The following is a 15,898-nucleotide window of genomic DNA, read 5'->3' on the forward strand; positions in this document are numbered from 1 at the left end:
AAAAAATCATCAATGTCTAACATAAAACCACAGTAACTTATGGAATTGTTTATACAATAGCGCCCACTGTTGCTTCCATACTTGCTCTCCATGAAACTTTTTTTCGTGTTAACCCCACTTGTCTTTTTAACTGGGTGTATTTTTGGCCAATCTAATGAGGTCAAACGTGCAGAAAAAATCCTGCACAATTTCGAATGTAAAAATGTTGAGACAAGCCAGCTTGCAACAAGCTCGATTAATTCTTATTACCAGCAATCTTTAGCGGTAAGCAAAGAAAAAGCAACTTCATACGTAGAAAGCTACAAAAATGGTGAAGAGTTATTCGACATGCCGCTAGATGAAGTTTTAAAGCAACAATACCAACTCTATAAATCAGCATGTGACTCTCTAGGTGGAGTTTCAGCGCAACCGTAATTTATAAGGTATTCATTAAATCGTTTTAGTGAATGCCTCCTTTTTATTTTTGTTTTAATAATTATTCAAAATTTACTCACTTTACCTTTTGTTAAAATTAAATTACATACTTAAACTTTTATTAAGCTCTCATATTTCATAGCCTGTTATTTGCTTTTTTATTTATTTTCCGAGGTTTAGATCATCATGAAAAAAACATTATTATCAGTTGCACTTGTAAGTGCCCTTCTTGTTGCTTGTAGCAAAAACGAAAATAAAGCCGATACAACCACACAAGCCTCTGCTCCAGCTCAAACCACTGAAGCGAATAACAATGCAGTAGATACTGCTCATACAGCTGAAAACTCACTAGATTGGAATGGCACATATAAAGGCACTCTTCCATGTGCAGACTGTGAAGGCATCAAAACTGATTTAGAGTTAAAAGATGATAAAACTTATGAATTGACCGAAACTTATCTCGGCAAAGGTGATAAGAAACCATTTGAAACCCATGGTACATTTACTTTTGACAAAGATAATACTTCAGTCATTACGTTAGATGATAAAGGACAAAACCGTAAATTCTTTATTGGTGAAAATACGGCAACTGCTTTAGATATGGAAGGTAAGAAAATTGAAGGCTCTTTAGCTGAGCATTATGTTTTGAAAAAATAATTATTTTTAATATAAAAAAACCCGCTCATGTGAGCGGGTTTTCTTTTGAAATCAATTCTTAGTGAGCTGCGAATTGGTTCATTGTGTTCTTAGCATCATCATGTGCTTTAAGAGCGTTGTCACCAGAGAAGATTTCTTTGTGATCATCACCGATGTCAGAACCAGCCATTGCCTGGTGTTTAACACAAGCGATACCACCACGGATTTCTTTACGTTGTACGCCAGCAACATAAGCCAACATACCTTCAGAACCGAAGTAACCTTGTGCAAGCTCATGTGTAGAAAGAGCAGCAGTATGGTAAGTCGGAAGTGTGATCAAGTGATGGAACACACCCGCTTCACGAGAAGCATCTGCTTGGAATGTACGGATCTTAGCATCTGCATCAGCAGCTAATTCAGTATTATCATATTCAGCGCTCATTAATTTAGCACGGTCATATGCAGAAACGTCTTTACCTTCAGCAACCCAACGGTCGTAAGCTTGTTGACGGAAGTTTAAAGTCCAGTTGAATGATGGGCTGTTGTTATAAACAAGCTTAGCATTTGGAACAACTTCTTTAACACGGTTAACCATGTGTGCGATTTCTTCTACGTTTGGAGTCGCAGTTTCGATCCAAAGAAGGTCAGCACCATTTTGAAGGCTAGTCACACAGTCAAGTACAACGCGGTCAATTTGTGTGTCAGCACGGAACTGATATAAACCAGAAGGTAAACGCTTAGGACGGTGTAATTTACCATCACGTTTGATCAAGATTTCATCTTCTTGAGCATCAGCAATGTCAATTTCAACAGTGTCTAAGAAACCGATATATTGAGAAGCAATATCACCTGGCTCTTTAACTACTGGAATTTTTTGAGTCAAGTCAGCGCCTTCAGAGTCAGTACGCGCAACGATGATACCGTCATCAAGACCCATTTCTAAGAATGCATAACGTAATGCATGGATTTTAGAGATGAAATCTTCATGTGGAACAGTTACTTTACCAGCTTGGTGACCACATTGTTTAGCATCAGATACTTGGTTTTCGATTTGAAGCGCACAAGCACCAGCTTCAATCATTTTACGAGCAAGTAAGTAAGTCGCTTCTTCGTTACCGAAACCAGCATCGATGTCAGCAATAATTGGCACGATGTGAGTTTGGAAGCCGTCGATTTGAGCAGTGATTTCAGCAGCTTTAGCAGTATCACCCGCTTCTTGCGCTTTTTTAAGCGCACGGAATAAATCGTTTAATTCTTTTGCGTCAGCTTGACGTAAGAAAGTGTAGATTTCTTCGATTAATGCAGGTACTGAAGTTTTTTCGTGCATAGATTGGTCAGGAAGTGGACCAAATTCTGAACGAAGAGCAGCAACCATCCAACCAGAAAGGTAGATATAGCGACGTTCAGTAGTACCGAAGTATTTTTTGTTCGCAATCATTTTTTGTTGTGCGATAAAACCGTGCCAGCAACCTAATGATTGAGTGTATTTGCTAGAGTCAGCATCATAAGCAGCCATATCACGACGCATAATCGCAGCTGTATATTTAGCAATATCTAAACCAGTTTTGAATTGGTTTTGCATTTGCATACGTGCAGCATCTTCTGGGCTAATATCGCGCCAAGTGCTACCGAATTTTGCTTTTAGTTCGCGGATTGCATCAATCGCTGTTTGATATGTAGTCATGATATTGTCCTGTATTCATTTTAGGATTTCATCGATTGAAGCGTAGAGTCATGTACTTAAATTTCTTATGACACCAGCTGCTTCGTCATGAACACAGCTTAGACTTAGCCAATCAATTAATCCAATATCCTTTATTAATCTTCAGTATTTATTTAAAAAATATACTGATAAATCGATATTATAGATAAAACCAAAAACATTAACACTTTGTTTATAAAAATAAAATTATTCCAAAGGAGTATAGAATTTTATTCTAAAAACCGAGTAAGTCTTATTTTTATACATTTTTTGAAGTTTTTCTAGCCATTTTTAATTTAAAAAGTCAATTGTAAATTAGGCTATTTTCGCCAATGTAAAAAGTCAACTTACATGCTAGAAAGTAATGAGTTATATATAAATATATTCTATTTATCACCTTCATACTTAAAAACGTAGCAAAGACAATAAAATCGAGCCTTTAAAGCACCTCTCACTCCTACTTAATTCCTACAAAAAATGTCGTTTTTCTCATCATTTTTTCACACAATAGTTATTAGATATGGCATAATTTGAAACAATTTCAGGGTTTTATTTTCGGTATTTTTTTTATGAATCTGGAGCGAGTAGATCTTAATCTATTAATATATCTTGATGTACTTCTTCGTGAAAAAAATGTTACACGCGCAGCCGAACAGCTTGGGGTAACTCAGCCTGCAATGAGTAATATTTTACGTCGTTTGCGTAATTTATTTAATGACCCTCTTCTTATCCGTTCATCTGAAGGGATGACACCAACAGAACGTGCACTTGAATTACAGCCTCGTATTCGTGATGCCCTTTCTGATCTCTCCATGATTTTGGAACCCCGTACTGAATTCCGCCCTTATACAAGTAATCGCGTTTTCCGCATTATGACATCTGACTATGCTGAGGCAACTTTAGTTCCTCGTCTTGTCAAAGCGCTCCGCTCTGAAGCTCCAAACGTTGTTCTTGATTTTCTTACACCGAGTGATGTGTCTTATAGAGATATGGAACAAGGTAAAGTTGATCTTGCAATTAATAGATTTAATGAAATACCGCAAAGTTTCCATCAGGTTTTAGTTTGGCGTGATAGTTTCAGTTGTATTCTGAACGACAAACATCCTGCTGTGACGCATTTAAATTTAAAAAGCTATTTAGATGCACAACACATCTGGGTTTCTAAAACAGGTATGGGTGTAGGTTTTGGGGTAAACCCAGATAAACAAGGTGGTTTAGGTTGGATTGATCAGGCATTAGAACGTATTGGTCAACGTCGTAAAATTTCTGTATTTACTCGCCACTACCAAATGCCTGCATTACTTGCTCAAAATGTAGATCTTATTGCTACATTACCAACCCGCATGGCACGCCTACAAACACAGAACCCTAAACTGGTTATAAAGGATCCTCCTTTTTATATTCCAGAGTTCGAACTTAAAATGGCTTGGTGTCCGTTGTTACATCATCACCCTGCTCATCGCTGGCTGCGCCAACTTATCTTATTTGTTGCTCGTCAAATGATTGAAGAAGAAAACCGTGAATTTCTAACCAACAATTCACAATTTTCTCACTATTAAATAAATTTTAATTTAATTGTCCTATCTTCAAGCGCTGAGCAATCAATCTGATTACCTCAGCGCTTTTTTATGTTAAAACATAGTCATAATAATGATGAACCTCAGGTGATTTGTGAGTCTCTTTCAAAATATCATTATCATCGTACTGCTTATCATCGGAGCAGGCTTTTTATCTTTAACCGAAATTGCACTAGCAGGTGCCAGAAAAGTTAAGCTAAAAATTCTAGCCGAAGCGGGTGAAGAACGCGCCCAACAAGTACTAGATTTACAAGAACAATCTGCTGACTTTTTTGCAGCCTCTCAAATTGGTCTAAATGCAGTTGCAATTTTAGGCGGTATTTTGGGTGAAGCTGCTTTTCGTCCTTATTTCGTCACTTTAGTAGACCGCTTTTACACAGGCCCTTGGACACAAACGATCGGTTTTGCCCTTTCCTTCACCCTAGTGACCTCACTCTTTATTTTATTTGCCGATCTAATGCCAAAACGTTTGGCTATGATTGCACCTGAAAAAATTGCAATTAGTGTTATTAACCCAATTCAGGTTTTTATTAAAATTTGCAAACCTTTAGCTTGGGGAATTAACGCAATTGCCAACTTGCTATTCCGTTTGTTTAAAGTGAATACAACGCGAGAAGATAACATTACTTTTGATGATATTTCAGCAGTCATGGATGCAGGTGCTCAAGCAGGCGTGCTTCAGAAACAAGAACATCACTTTATCGAGAATGTTTTTGAATTAGAAGAACGTAACGTACCTTCGAGCATGACTACACGTGAAAATGTTGTTTATTTCACTTTAAATGAACATGAAGATAGTATTCGTCAAAAATTAGCAGAGTATCCATATTCAAAATTTTTGGTATGTAATGAAAATATTGATCAAGTCATTGGTTACGTCGATGCCAAAGACTTTCTTGTTCGCATTTTAAATAACCAATCCCCAACTCAATTGAATGAATCAACCATTCGCACTGTCTTGATGATTCCTGACACCCTAACCCTTTCGGAATTACTTGATCGCTTCCGCTCTACAAAAGAAAAGTTTGCGGTTGTGATAAACGAATATGCGCTTGTCGTAGGTGTTATTACTTTAAGCGATATTATGATTACGGTTATGGGCGACTGGGTAACACCAATTGATGAAGAACAACAAATCATTAAACGTGACAATAACTCATGGTTAATTGATGGCAGCACACCGATTGATGACTTAAGACACGCACTTGAAATTGATGAAATGCCTGATGAAGAAAATTATGAAACTTTAGCAGGCTTCATGATGTACCGCCTACGCAAAATTCCACGTCCAGCAGATTTTGTAGAATTCGGTGGATACAAGTTTGAAGTAGTCGATGTCGATCATTTTAAAATTGACCAACTTCTTGTAACTCGAATTTTAGAACAAACAGAAGTACATTCATCAATTGATGACAACTAATTTATATTAATTTAAATACCTCACAATTTTATGCGGGGTATTTTTTTAATCTAAATAAATTTTTCAAATATGTGTAATAATTATTTTAGATTCATAAATTCAAGTTGCTCTTTTAATCTAAAAGCAATATTATTTAAATCATCAATTATATTAAATCTTAAATACTGAAAAATAATAGAATAATCTATATATCTCAATTACCACTAAGCAGTTAAGTCCCGATTTAAATTACCTCAAAACTTATGTAACTTAGCTCAAAGCAAGTATTTAAATGGTTCTCCTTCTCATCCACCCCATCAAACCATATATAATTTAAAAAAATATCATATAATTTTTATTTTTATAAAACCTTTATAATCTAATATAATCAATAATATTTATTATATGCTTACTATAATCTTAATATATATGTTCAGTATTTCGTCTAAATATACCCCTCCAACTGAATATATATTAACCAAATAAACTAAATATATTATTTGTCTTTTTAATAAAAATTAATAAGAATAACCAAGGTCAGAGTTTTGAATAAACTTGTTCAGTAAAACTATAGGCAAAGGATTGATTGTATGCTGACATTACTTGGTGTTGGCATGATTTTGTGCTTCATGTACTTAATCATGTCCAAACGTTTAAGCCCTATTATTGCTTTAATTCTCATCCCATTTATTTTTTCACTTGTTGCCTGGGGCCTAGGTCACTACTTTGAAAGTTTAAGTCACATTGAACTCAAAGGTCTCAGCGAGATGATGCTGGATGGCATCAAAAAATTAGCGCCAACTGGCGTAATGCTTTTATTCGCAATTTTATATTTTGCCTTAATGATCGATGCAGGTCTTTTCGATCCACCGGTTAAATGGATTTTAAAAAAGGTTAAAGGTGATCCTCTAAAAATCACACTAGGAACTGTGTTCTTAACCACAATGGTTTCTTTAGATGGCGATGGTTCAACAACCTATATGATCTGTGTAGCTGCAATGCTGCCACTTTATCAACGCTTAGGAATGAATACTCTCATCATGACTGCACTTATGCTGTTATGTAGTGGTGTAATGAATCTAACACCATGGGGCGGCCCTACAGCTCGTGCTGCAAGCGCCCTGCAAGTTGACCCAAGCCACATTTTCGTACCAATGATTATCCCGATGGTCATTAGTATTGGTTGGTTATTCTTCTTGGCGTACCTATATGGTCGTTACGAGCAAAAACGTTTAGGCGTTATTGAACTTGAAACTCACCATGGTGACAACATTACCGTATCAAAAGATCCTGAAGCGACTCGCCCACATTTACGCAAAGTAAATATGGTGCTCACAATCCTTCTTATGATTGCTTTGATCAAAGGCATTTTGCCTATGTCTGTGTTGTTCATGATAGCGTTCTGTATCGCAATGCTTATTAACTACCCAGATGTTGATATGCAGAAAAAACGCATTGCAATGCATGCAGACAGTGTCTTAGCTGTTGTGGGCTTAATTTTCGCAGCGGGTATTTTCACAGGTATTTTATCTGGCACAGGTATGGTTGAGGCGATGTCTAAAGAATTCGTCGCAATGATTCCTCCAAGCATGGGTCCATACCTTGCACCGATCACAGCTTTAGTGAGTATGCCTTTGACATTCTTTATGTCAAATGATGCATTCTTCTATGGTGTTTTACCTATTCTTGCTGAAGCTGCTTCACATTATGGTATTAGTGCAGAAGCGATTGCTCGCGCTTCAATTGTAGGTCAACCCGTACACTTACTATCACCTCTTGTTCCATCAACCTATTTGTTATGTGGTCTTGCTAAAGTCGATTTTGCCGACCATCAAAAGTTCACTTTAAAGTGGGCATTCATAACTTGTATGGTATTAATGGGTACTGCTTTAGTGATTGGTGTTTTCCCACTCTTTAGCACGCTTTAATTATTCATATGCAATAAAAAAGCCCCAATCGGGGCTTTTTTTTATTTCTGTACATATTCAATTAAGTGATCTAACACAATCTGAAAATGCAATGTAATGTCTTCTTCTAAAATTTTATAGGCATTATCAAACTGAACCATTGGCCAACCTTCTTTCCAAAATGGAAAAATATTGTGTAGACCTTCAGTCACGATCGCATCTTCACGACTAATCGCTTGAGCAACTTGAGCTAAAACCTGAGCGGTTTCTGCACCATCAATAGCTAAATAATCAATACCACGTGCTTTAAAAATACGGATACGGTCTTTTTTATAACGAATCTTTTTCGCCTGACCTGAATTCAAGCCTAATGCCAGCGTAGCAGCTTCTACAAACTTTTCTTCAAAGTTTGCATTCAACGCAACTAAAGCCTGTTTATGTGCTTCTTGACGCCCAGCTTTCCCCCCATTACGGATAATCTCATTTGCTTCCGTATCCAGCTTATCTTTTTTCATAGACTGTAAAATGTCTAAAATTTCGATATCGCTTAAAGATTCAGGAGATTGCTCAATCATGGGAGTCCTAATACACAAAAATAAAAAAACATTGTCTCATAAAAGCACTATTAAAGCCGAATAAAATTTTAAATAGCCTATTATCTTGACTATTTTTATAGTCCTAACTTCATAGACTACCCTCATAAAATCAAATAATTCTTTAGTTATAAAATTAATTATTTGCCAAATTAATTTTACCCTGATAATATTATTTTACCCAGATAAAAATATACGGCTAAAATGAATACTAAAATCACCTATACTGCTTTCACTGGAAGCACGCTTATTGCTAGTGACTCCCTAATTGAACTTGCAAAAAAACTTAAAGATCTTCCGAAAACAACGGAAAATATTCTGATTTTTAATGATCAAACAGGTCAACAAATTGATCTTGATCTTTCTGGTTCGGAGCAAGAATTTCAACAACGTTATACTGAACCGGAAGAAATTAAAAAAGTTGGACGGCCTAAACTCGGAGTAATTTCGCGTGAAATCACTTTACAGAAAAAACATTGGGAATGGTTAGATCAACAAAGTGCGAGTGCGTCAGCAGTAATTCGTAAGTTAATTGATAAAGAGTTAAATAATCCAAATTCTGAAGGCAATATTATGCTCGCCAAACAAGCCATCGACCGTTTTATGTCTGCCATGTTGGGCAATATGCCAAATTACGAAGAAGCAACACGCGCCTTATATCAAGGCGATCGAGATATATTTTTAAAAATGATTCAGAGCTATCCTAAAGACTTAAGAGAATATTTAACTTTAAAAACCCAAAGTGTTTTCTGAACCCAATAAAAAAACCCGCTTACGCGGGTTTTTTCAAAATCAATTCAGCCTATTAAATACGGACTAATTCCACAACTTTTTCAACTGCTTCTTCAACGGTTTCAGCAGTAACTTCTGTATCTGTGCCATCCACAGCCGTAGTGATAACCACAACACCTGTCTCACGCAATAAAGTAATTTGCTCAGCAGTTAAGTTGGCTTTTGCAATCGCAACTACACCTTGTTGGATCAATAAGCTTTCTAAAACTTGAGCTTTCTCGATTAACTGTGCAGAAATTCCAATCACCGCAGGTTTTTGACCTAAACGTGCAGCACGATCTTCAGCAGTAACAGGATTGCTATGTGCAGTCCACTCTACCGCAGACTCAACCATACCTGCACCAACCGTTACATTGCTTAAACGATCAATGAAAATAAATGAACCTGTGTATCGTGAATCTTGATATTGATCAAATACGACTGGCGCATCAAATTCAACAACAACGTCTGCAATTGCATTTAACTCAAGCTCTTCAACCTGAGTATGCTCAAGCGTATTCACATTCACACGATAGTGAATGTTCGTTACTTTAGCAGGAACAGTCTGTGTACCAATTTTAACGTTGTACAGCTTACCTTTCACCAATGGATGTTCATTCATCCATACTACTGAAGCACGAACACTGCGAGAAATTAATGGTTGCTCGCCAGCACGTACTAATACGTTTCCACGGCTAATATCAATTTCATCATTCAACGTTAATGTAACCGCTTGACCTGCAACAGCTTGGTCTAGATTTCCGTCAAATGTTACGATTTCTTTAACTGTTGAGCGCTTACCTGATGGTAATGCAACAATCTCATCGCCAACGTTGATTTCGCCTAGAGCCACAGTACCAGCGAAACCACGGAAATCGAGGTTTGGACGGTTCACATATTGAACAGGGAAACGGAATTCGTGTTTGTTTGATTCACGACTAATTTCCACAGATTCAAGAATGCTCATCAAGGTTTGACCCTTGTACCAAGCTGTATGCTCAGAAACATTTACTACGTTATCGCCATTTAAAGCAGAAATCGGTACAAACTGAATATTGGCTGGACGACGATCACCTAACTGACTTACGAAAGCATCATATTCAATCTGAATTTCAGTGAAGCGTTCAGGAGAGTACTCAACCAAGTCCATTTTATTGATAGCAACAACGATATTTTTAATACCAAGTAAACTAGCAATAAACGTATGGCGACGAGTTTGAGTTTGCACACCATAACGCGCATCAATCAAGATAATTGCAAGATCAGCAGTTGATGCACCAGTTGCCATGTTACGCGTATATTGCTCATGTCCTGGAGTATCAGCAATAATAAACTTACGCTTTTCAGTTGAAAAATAGCGGTAAGCCACATCAATGGTAATACCTTGCTCACGCTCAGCTTGTAAACCATCTACAAGTAATGCCAAGTCTGGTGCATCGCCTGTAGTTCCTACTTTTTTACTATCGCGCGTTACAGCTTGCAATTGATCTTCATAAATCAATTTTGAATCGTAGAGTAAACGTCCAATAAGTGTACTTTTACCATCATCTACGTTACCGCAAGTCAAAAAACGCAGAAGGTCTTTTTGTTCATGTTGCTTCAAATAGGCCAAGATATCTTGACTGATTAATTCTGATTGATGAGACATTGCTCAAACTCCACAAATTTAGAAATTGTCTTAGAAATAGCCTTCTTGCTTTTTCTTTTCCATTGAGCCCGCTTCATCATGGTCAATCATACGACCTTGACGCTCAGAACTCGTGGCTAAAAGCATCTCTTGGATAATTTCAGGTAACGTATCTGCTTCAGACTCAACTGCACCAGTTAATGGATAACAGCCAAGCGTACGGAAACGTACAGACTTCATCTGTGGAACTTCACCTTCTTTTAAACGCATACGTTCATCATCAACCATGATTAATGTACCGCTACGCTCTACTACTGGACGAACAGCAGAGAAATAAAGAGGAACGATTTGAATATTTTCTAAATAGATATATTGCCAGATATCCAACTCAGTCCAGTTAGATAAAGGGAATACACGAATACTTTCACCTTTGTTCACTTTACCATTGTAAAGATTCCAAAGTTCAGGACGCTGGTTTTTAGGATCCCAACGGTGTTTACTATCACGGAATGAGTAAACACGTTCTTTCGCACGTGATTTTTCTTCATCACGACGTGCACCACCAAAAGCAGCATCAAATTGATATTTATCCAAAGCCTGTTTCAGAGCTTGGGTTTTCATAATATCTGTATATTTTGAACTACCATGATCAAATGGATTAATTCCAGCTTCACGACCTTCTTTGTTCTGATGAACGATTAAATCAAAGCCATGAGTTTTTGCCATGTTATCGCGAAACGCGATCATGTCTTTAAACTTCCAACCTGTATCTACATGTAATAAAGGAAATGGAAGTTTCGCTGGATAAAATGCTTTTAACGCAAGGTGGAGCATTACCGCAGAGTCTTTACCAATTGAGTAAAGCATGACTGGGTTTTCAAATTCAGCAGCAACTTCACGGATAATATGAATACTTTCAGCTTCAAGTTGCTTGAGATGTGTGAGTCTTGATTCAGTCATGAACACGTCCTTCTCTATCCATTTTGCCCATAAAATCTAGAAGTAGTATTAAACCACCACCTAGAAGACCATGTGGAGGAACGAGTGCCATAACAACTCCAATTTTTCGTGATAGATAATCCAACCATAAACCTATATATGGCTTATAGCATTAGTTATGCATTATAGTGATTTAAAACCGATTTCTTTTGCTTGTTTTTTCATATTGATATTCGATTTCATCATATACATATAATATGCTGATTCACTTGCACAACTTTGCAATCGTAGCTTGTGTAGCGAACTTAAGCAAATTATGTTCTAGCCTTTAGATTTCTCTAAAAACCATAAAAAAAAGAGAAGCTTTGATCGCTTCTCTTTTCTAAAACATGATCTATTCTTAGAAACCGAACATTTTACGTTCTAATGGAATTTCAATCCCAATAGATGCACCTGCGTCATTACCTTCTAGATCAGAATCACTTACCCAACCATTAATTTTTAGCGGAAGATCAGGTTTGATGAAATGTGTCCAAGTTAAATCAAGCGCTTTAATTTCATCGTCTTTAGGGAATGCTTTATTGATTGTCTGGTTAGATTGATTAACCTTAACTACCATTGCACGACCGCTTAAACGGTTCATGACATCAAAGCGGATATCACCACCCACTGAGTACATTTGTCCATCACCACCAATCGCGTGACCTAAAGGAAAACCATGTTGGTAATAGCCATCTTTATAAACCGAATGCGTATAAGAGATACTCTTCACATCCCCATTAGTACGCGTATCCGCCCATTCTGCATAAAGTTGATAAGGCAAATTATTGTAGCTAGATGAATAGTCCACACCAGCTAAATACATTTTTTTAGACGGCAAATAACCAGCCTCATCCTCACCCACATATTGTCCATATATGCTAACTGGAACTTGGAATAGCGGTTGCAATAATAAGCGTCCATCAAATCCAGCCAATTGGTTTGACGGATTTTCAGTATCGCCATAGACATTATCATTGCCCTTAATAGCATCCCATAAAGAGCTAAAACTTTCCGAACGTCCGTCTCCACCCCACTGAATTGTACGTGAGGCGCCTAACTCTAAATATGGTAAAGGTTGTGCAGTTACACGCAATCCAATTAACTTTGCGTCTGGGACTGCTTTATAGTCATCTAATTGACCAGCAAAAGCTTGGTATTGCCAAGGCCCAATCCAAGATAACCATTTTGTATCAAACGCATTTTGCACCGCACGTTGTGCCGTTACGCCATAAACTGGGCGACTCGCATCACCACGAATTAAACTACCATCATGACCAGGACCCCACCATGTTGGAATTTGACCCGCCACTACCCACTGATTCCAAAGTTTACCAGCAACATATGAACCTTCAACATTCACATCGTGCCCATTATCAATTTGTGGATCTTTTTCTGCATTTACTCGGATTTTTGCATCCCAGTTTTCACCACCAGCATTAAACTCTAAAGAACCTTGATATTGAGCTTTTTGATTATCACCGAATGCTTGTGGAATATTTTTGCTATCGGTCTCAGCAAAAGCGCCCACTTTAACCGTATTGTTATCTGCTTTTAATGCATCAAGAACTGAATTAATAACTTTTTGTTGAGCTGGATGCGTCACTTGTGCTTGAGTGAGTGCTCTCTGGATTTCATCACCACTTAACGGCCAAGTTGAGGTGCTAATCTTGATAACACCTTGTTGATTTAACCAATTTAAGTCTGTACGTAAGTCCTCATTATTTAGCACTAAACCTTGTGCAAAAATAGCGGATGAAGCAGTTGCCAATATTGCAATCGAAAGTGTTTTTCTTAGAAACATGCCAGCCAATTCTCAAAGTTATTTATGAGCAACACCTTAAATTTTTTATCACAACTTTGCAATTGTTAAACTGTGCAATTACATTTTTTAACGCTATTTTAAGATTAGTGTAGATAGGTAAGTTTTTGAGATATAAAAGTAATAAAAAAAGGCAGTATAAATACTGCCTTTTTTGCCTTTAGAAGATTAACCTTCTTTACGGCGCATATGAGGGAATAAAATTACATCACGAATACTTGGAGCATCTGCAAATAACATAACCAAACGGTCAATACCAATACCTTCACCTGCGGTAGGTGGTAAACCATACTCAAGCGCTTCAACAAATTCTGCATCGTAATGCATTGCTTCATCATCACCAGCGTCTTTTTCAGCAACCTGAGCTTGGAAACGTTCAGCTTGATCAATTGGATCATTTAACTCGCTGAAACCATTTGCCAATTCACGACCACCAATGAAAAACTCAAAACGATCAGTAATATGTGCATTGTCATCATTACGGCGAGCGAGTGGAGAAGTTTCAGCTGGATATTCAGTAATAAATGTAGGCTGACGAAGTTTAGTTTCAACAGTTTCTTCAAATACAATCGTTTGAAGCTTACCTAAACCAAAACCTGGCTTAACTTGTTCTTTTAATTCTTCACGAATAAATTGAGCAAGGAACTCACGATCACCAACATTTTCAGGCGTAAATTGTGGGTTATTCTCTAAAATCGCATCAAACATAGAGATTTTTTTGAATGGCCCTTTGAAGCTAAACACTTCACCTTGGTAAGGGACATCAGTTGTACCCAAAATATCCAAAGCCAACTTTTCAAGCATGTTTTCAGTTAATTGCATCAAGTCTTTATAATCAGCATAAGCTTGATAAAACTCGATCATTGTAAATTCAGGGTTGTGACGCGTTGATACCCCTTCATTACGGAAGTTACGGTTAATTTCAAACACACGTTCGAAACCACCAACAACCAAACGTTTTAAATAAAGCTCAGGTGCAATACGTAAGAATAAAGGCATATCCAAAGCATTGTGATGTGTTTCAAACGGACGCGCAGACGCACCACCCGGAATCACATGCATCATTGGCGTTTCAACTTCCATGAAACGTTCATTGTTTAAGAATGCTCGAATACCTGCAACAACTTTGGCACGGATTTCAAAAGTTTTACGTGTTTCTTCATTCACAATTAAGTCAAGGTAACGTTTACGGTACTTAACTTCTGTGTCATTTAAGCCATGGAATTTATCTGGTAACGGACGAAGAGATTTTGTAAGAAGTTCAAAACCTTCAAGGTGAACATATAAGTCACCTTTTCCTGAGCGTCCGATATAACCTTCGGCAGCAATAATGTCACCAAGGTCTAAACCTTTAATAGTCTCAAGAATATCTTTTGGTAAACCTTTACGGTCAACATATAGCTGAATACGACCTGTCATATCTTGAATAACCATGAAAGAACCACGGTTTAACATGACACGGCCAGCCACTTTTACATAGACATGCTCAGCGCTTTCAATTTGTTCTTTCGACTGATCTTTAAATTGTTCTTGTAGATCAGCTGCGTAGTGTTCACGCTTAAACGTATTCGGCCAAGGACTCTTTCCAGTTTCCTTCGCAACATCTTGGATTTGCTTTAATTTGGCATGACGCTGTGCAATTAAATCGTTTTCGGAAATAGTTGGTTCAGAAGTCGATTGAGCGTTTTGTTGCGTCATCTCTGCCTCGATTAAGTAAAAATTAAGTGCTATATCCTAACAGATTGCGGGAGTTTTTCGAATGATTTCAATCAAACAAAAATGAAAAAAGACAATTTTATAGAACAAAACACCACTTTTTAAAGGCAAAGTGACTTAGACCAATCGCTAAGATCATTTTTTAAAGCATTTAGTAAAATATAAAAAAATCCAAATAACCTCGATATTCAAAAGGCCCGATTTGCCTTTTATTTTATCAATGAGATTGTGTCGTAAATAATGAAAATTCTATTTTTACATGGCTTGGATTCTTCCCGGGAATCGACAAAGTTCCATGCCATTTTACATCCTGAAAAATTTTGTATTGACGTCGATTATCGTAACTTAAGTTATGCATCTGTTGAGTATTTTTACCATCAGGCTATTCAGACGATCAAACCCGATTTATTGGTAGGTCATAGCATTGGAGGCTATTGGGCCCTAAAAACTGCTGCTCAACATAAATTAGCGGTGATAGTGGCAAATCCAAGTCTCACCCCTAATTTTCGGGCAGACTACCCTCAGCTTTCTGAAGATGAACTCATGCTCTCTAATCCTAAAATGGCCTATTTAGAATTAGGAGATGAGCAACTTGATATGTATCAGGTTCAAGAAAAACTTGCACCCTACATGAATATTGAAACGTTTGAAGGTGGACATCATCGCTTGGCCTATCCTTCTCGAATTAATGATCTGATTATAAAAATTTATAAAAAATATTTGGCCTAGATTTATATCGCTTGATTATAAAAAACT

At 37.2% G+C, this 15,898-nt stretch carries 14 protein-coding genes; 7 read left to right on the forward strand and 7 right to left on the reverse strand.

Going from position 1 to position 15,898, the window contains the following annotated elements:
- Positions 1 to 90: 90 nt before the first annotated feature.
- Both ACS604_RS14260 and ACS604_RS14265 read left to right on the forward strand, forming a co-directional pair.
- Positions 91 to 414 (forward strand): hypothetical protein, encoded by a 324-nt coding sequence (locus ACS604_RS14260; protein WP_004793955.1) that lies wholly within the window; start codon positions 91 to 93, stop codon positions 412 to 414.
- 186 nt (positions 415 to 600) lie between these two features.
- The gene (locus ACS604_RS14265) at positions 601 to 1,071 is read left to right on the forward strand and encodes a copper resistance protein NlpE (RefSeq protein ID WP_005303368.1); all 471 of its coding nucleotides are present in this window, start codon (positions 601 to 603) and stop codon (positions 1,069 to 1,071) included.
- Between the two features lie 58 nt (positions 1,072 to 1,129).
- On the opposite strand, the gene ACS604_RS14270 is transcribed toward ACS604_RS14265, so the two are convergent.
- Positions 1,130 to 2,734, reverse strand: a complete 1,605-nt coding sequence (locus ACS604_RS14270; protein WP_004793960.1) for an isocitrate lyase — start codon at positions 2,732 to 2,734, stop codon at positions 1,130 to 1,132.
- Between the two features lie 587 nt (positions 2,735 to 3,321).
- On the opposite strand from ACS604_RS14270, the gene ACS604_RS14275 reads away from it, so the two are divergent.
- From ACS604_RS14275 to ACS604_RS14285, 3 genes are all read left to right on the forward strand, one after another.
- Positions 3,322 to 4,311 (forward strand): LysR family transcriptional regulator, encoded by a 990-nt coding sequence (locus ACS604_RS14275; protein WP_004703082.1) that lies wholly within the window; start codon positions 3,322 to 3,324, stop codon positions 4,309 to 4,311.
- 112 nt (positions 4,312 to 4,423) lie between these two features.
- A complete protein-coding gene (gene paeA / locus ACS604_RS14280; protein WP_004793961.1) occupies positions 4,424 to 5,749 on the forward strand; it encodes a polyamine export protein PaeA in 1,326 nt (441 codons plus the stop codon).
- Positions 5,750 to 6,318: 569 nt separating this feature from the next.
- Positions 6,319 to 7,656 (forward strand): CitMHS family transporter, encoded by a 1,338-nt coding sequence (locus tag ACS604_RS14285; RefSeq protein WP_004793962.1) that lies wholly within the window; start codon positions 6,319 to 6,321, stop codon positions 7,654 to 7,656.
- 41 nt (positions 7,657 to 7,697) lie between these two features.
- Here the strand turns inward: ACS604_RS14285 and ACS604_RS14290 are convergent, their stop codons facing one another.
- Entirely contained in the window at positions 7,698 to 8,210 is a 513-nt protein-coding gene (locus ACS604_RS14290; RefSeq protein ID WP_004793963.1) for a hypothetical protein, read from the reverse strand.
- Positions 8,211 to 8,432: 222 nt separating this feature from the next.
- Here ACS604_RS14290 and ACS604_RS14295 point away from each other — a divergent pair, with 222 nt between their 5' ends.
- Entirely contained in the window at positions 8,433 to 8,981 is a 549-nt protein-coding gene (locus ACS604_RS14295) for a DUF2239 family protein (RefSeq protein WP_474772033.1), read from the forward strand.
- A gap of 52 nt (positions 8,982 to 9,033) precedes the next feature.
- Here the strand turns inward: ACS604_RS14295 and cysN are convergent, their stop codons facing one another.
- From cysN to lysS, 5 genes are all read right to left on the reverse strand, one after another.
- Positions 9,034 to 10,647 (reverse strand): sulfate adenylyltransferase subunit CysN, encoded by a 1,614-nt coding sequence (cysN, locus tag ACS604_RS14300; RefSeq protein WP_474772034.1) that lies wholly within the window; start codon positions 10,645 to 10,647, stop codon positions 9,034 to 9,036.
- Between the two features lie 30 nt (positions 10,648 to 10,677).
- A complete protein-coding gene (cysD, locus tag ACS604_RS14305; protein WP_000140408.1) occupies positions 10,678 to 11,586 on the reverse strand; it encodes a sulfate adenylyltransferase subunit CysD in 909 nt (302 codons plus the stop codon).
- Positions 11,579 to 11,710 (reverse strand): hypothetical protein, encoded by a 132-nt coding sequence (locus ACS604_RS14310; protein WP_002117520.1) that lies wholly within the window; start codon positions 11,708 to 11,710, stop codon positions 11,579 to 11,581. The genes cysD and ACS604_RS14310 overlap by 8 nt, the downstream gene beginning before the upstream one ends.
- Positions 11,711 to 11,965: 255 nt before the next feature.
- Complete coding sequence (locus tag ACS604_RS14315; RefSeq protein WP_353158239.1) at positions 11,966 to 13,408, reverse strand: capsule assembly Wzi family protein; 1,443 nt, start codon at positions 13,406 to 13,408, stop codon at positions 11,966 to 11,968.
- A 186-nt stretch (positions 13,409 to 13,594) separates the two neighbouring features.
- Entirely contained in the window at positions 13,595 to 15,124 is a 1,530-nt protein-coding gene (gene lysS, locus ACS604_RS14320; RefSeq protein WP_004793971.1) for a lysine--tRNA ligase, read from the reverse strand.
- Between the two features lie 258 nt (positions 15,125 to 15,382).
- On the opposite strand from lysS, the gene ACS604_RS14325 reads away from it, so the two are divergent.
- Positions 15,383 to 15,871, forward strand: coding sequence for a YqiA/YcfP family alpha/beta fold hydrolase (locus ACS604_RS14325; RefSeq protein ID WP_004793973.1), 489 nt, complete (start codon positions 15,383 to 15,385; stop codon positions 15,869 to 15,871).
- The last annotated feature ends 27 nt before the right edge of the window (positions 15,872 to 15,898 follow it).

It is taken from the genome of Acinetobacter sp. Li1LvA2, from assembly GCF_056156705.1.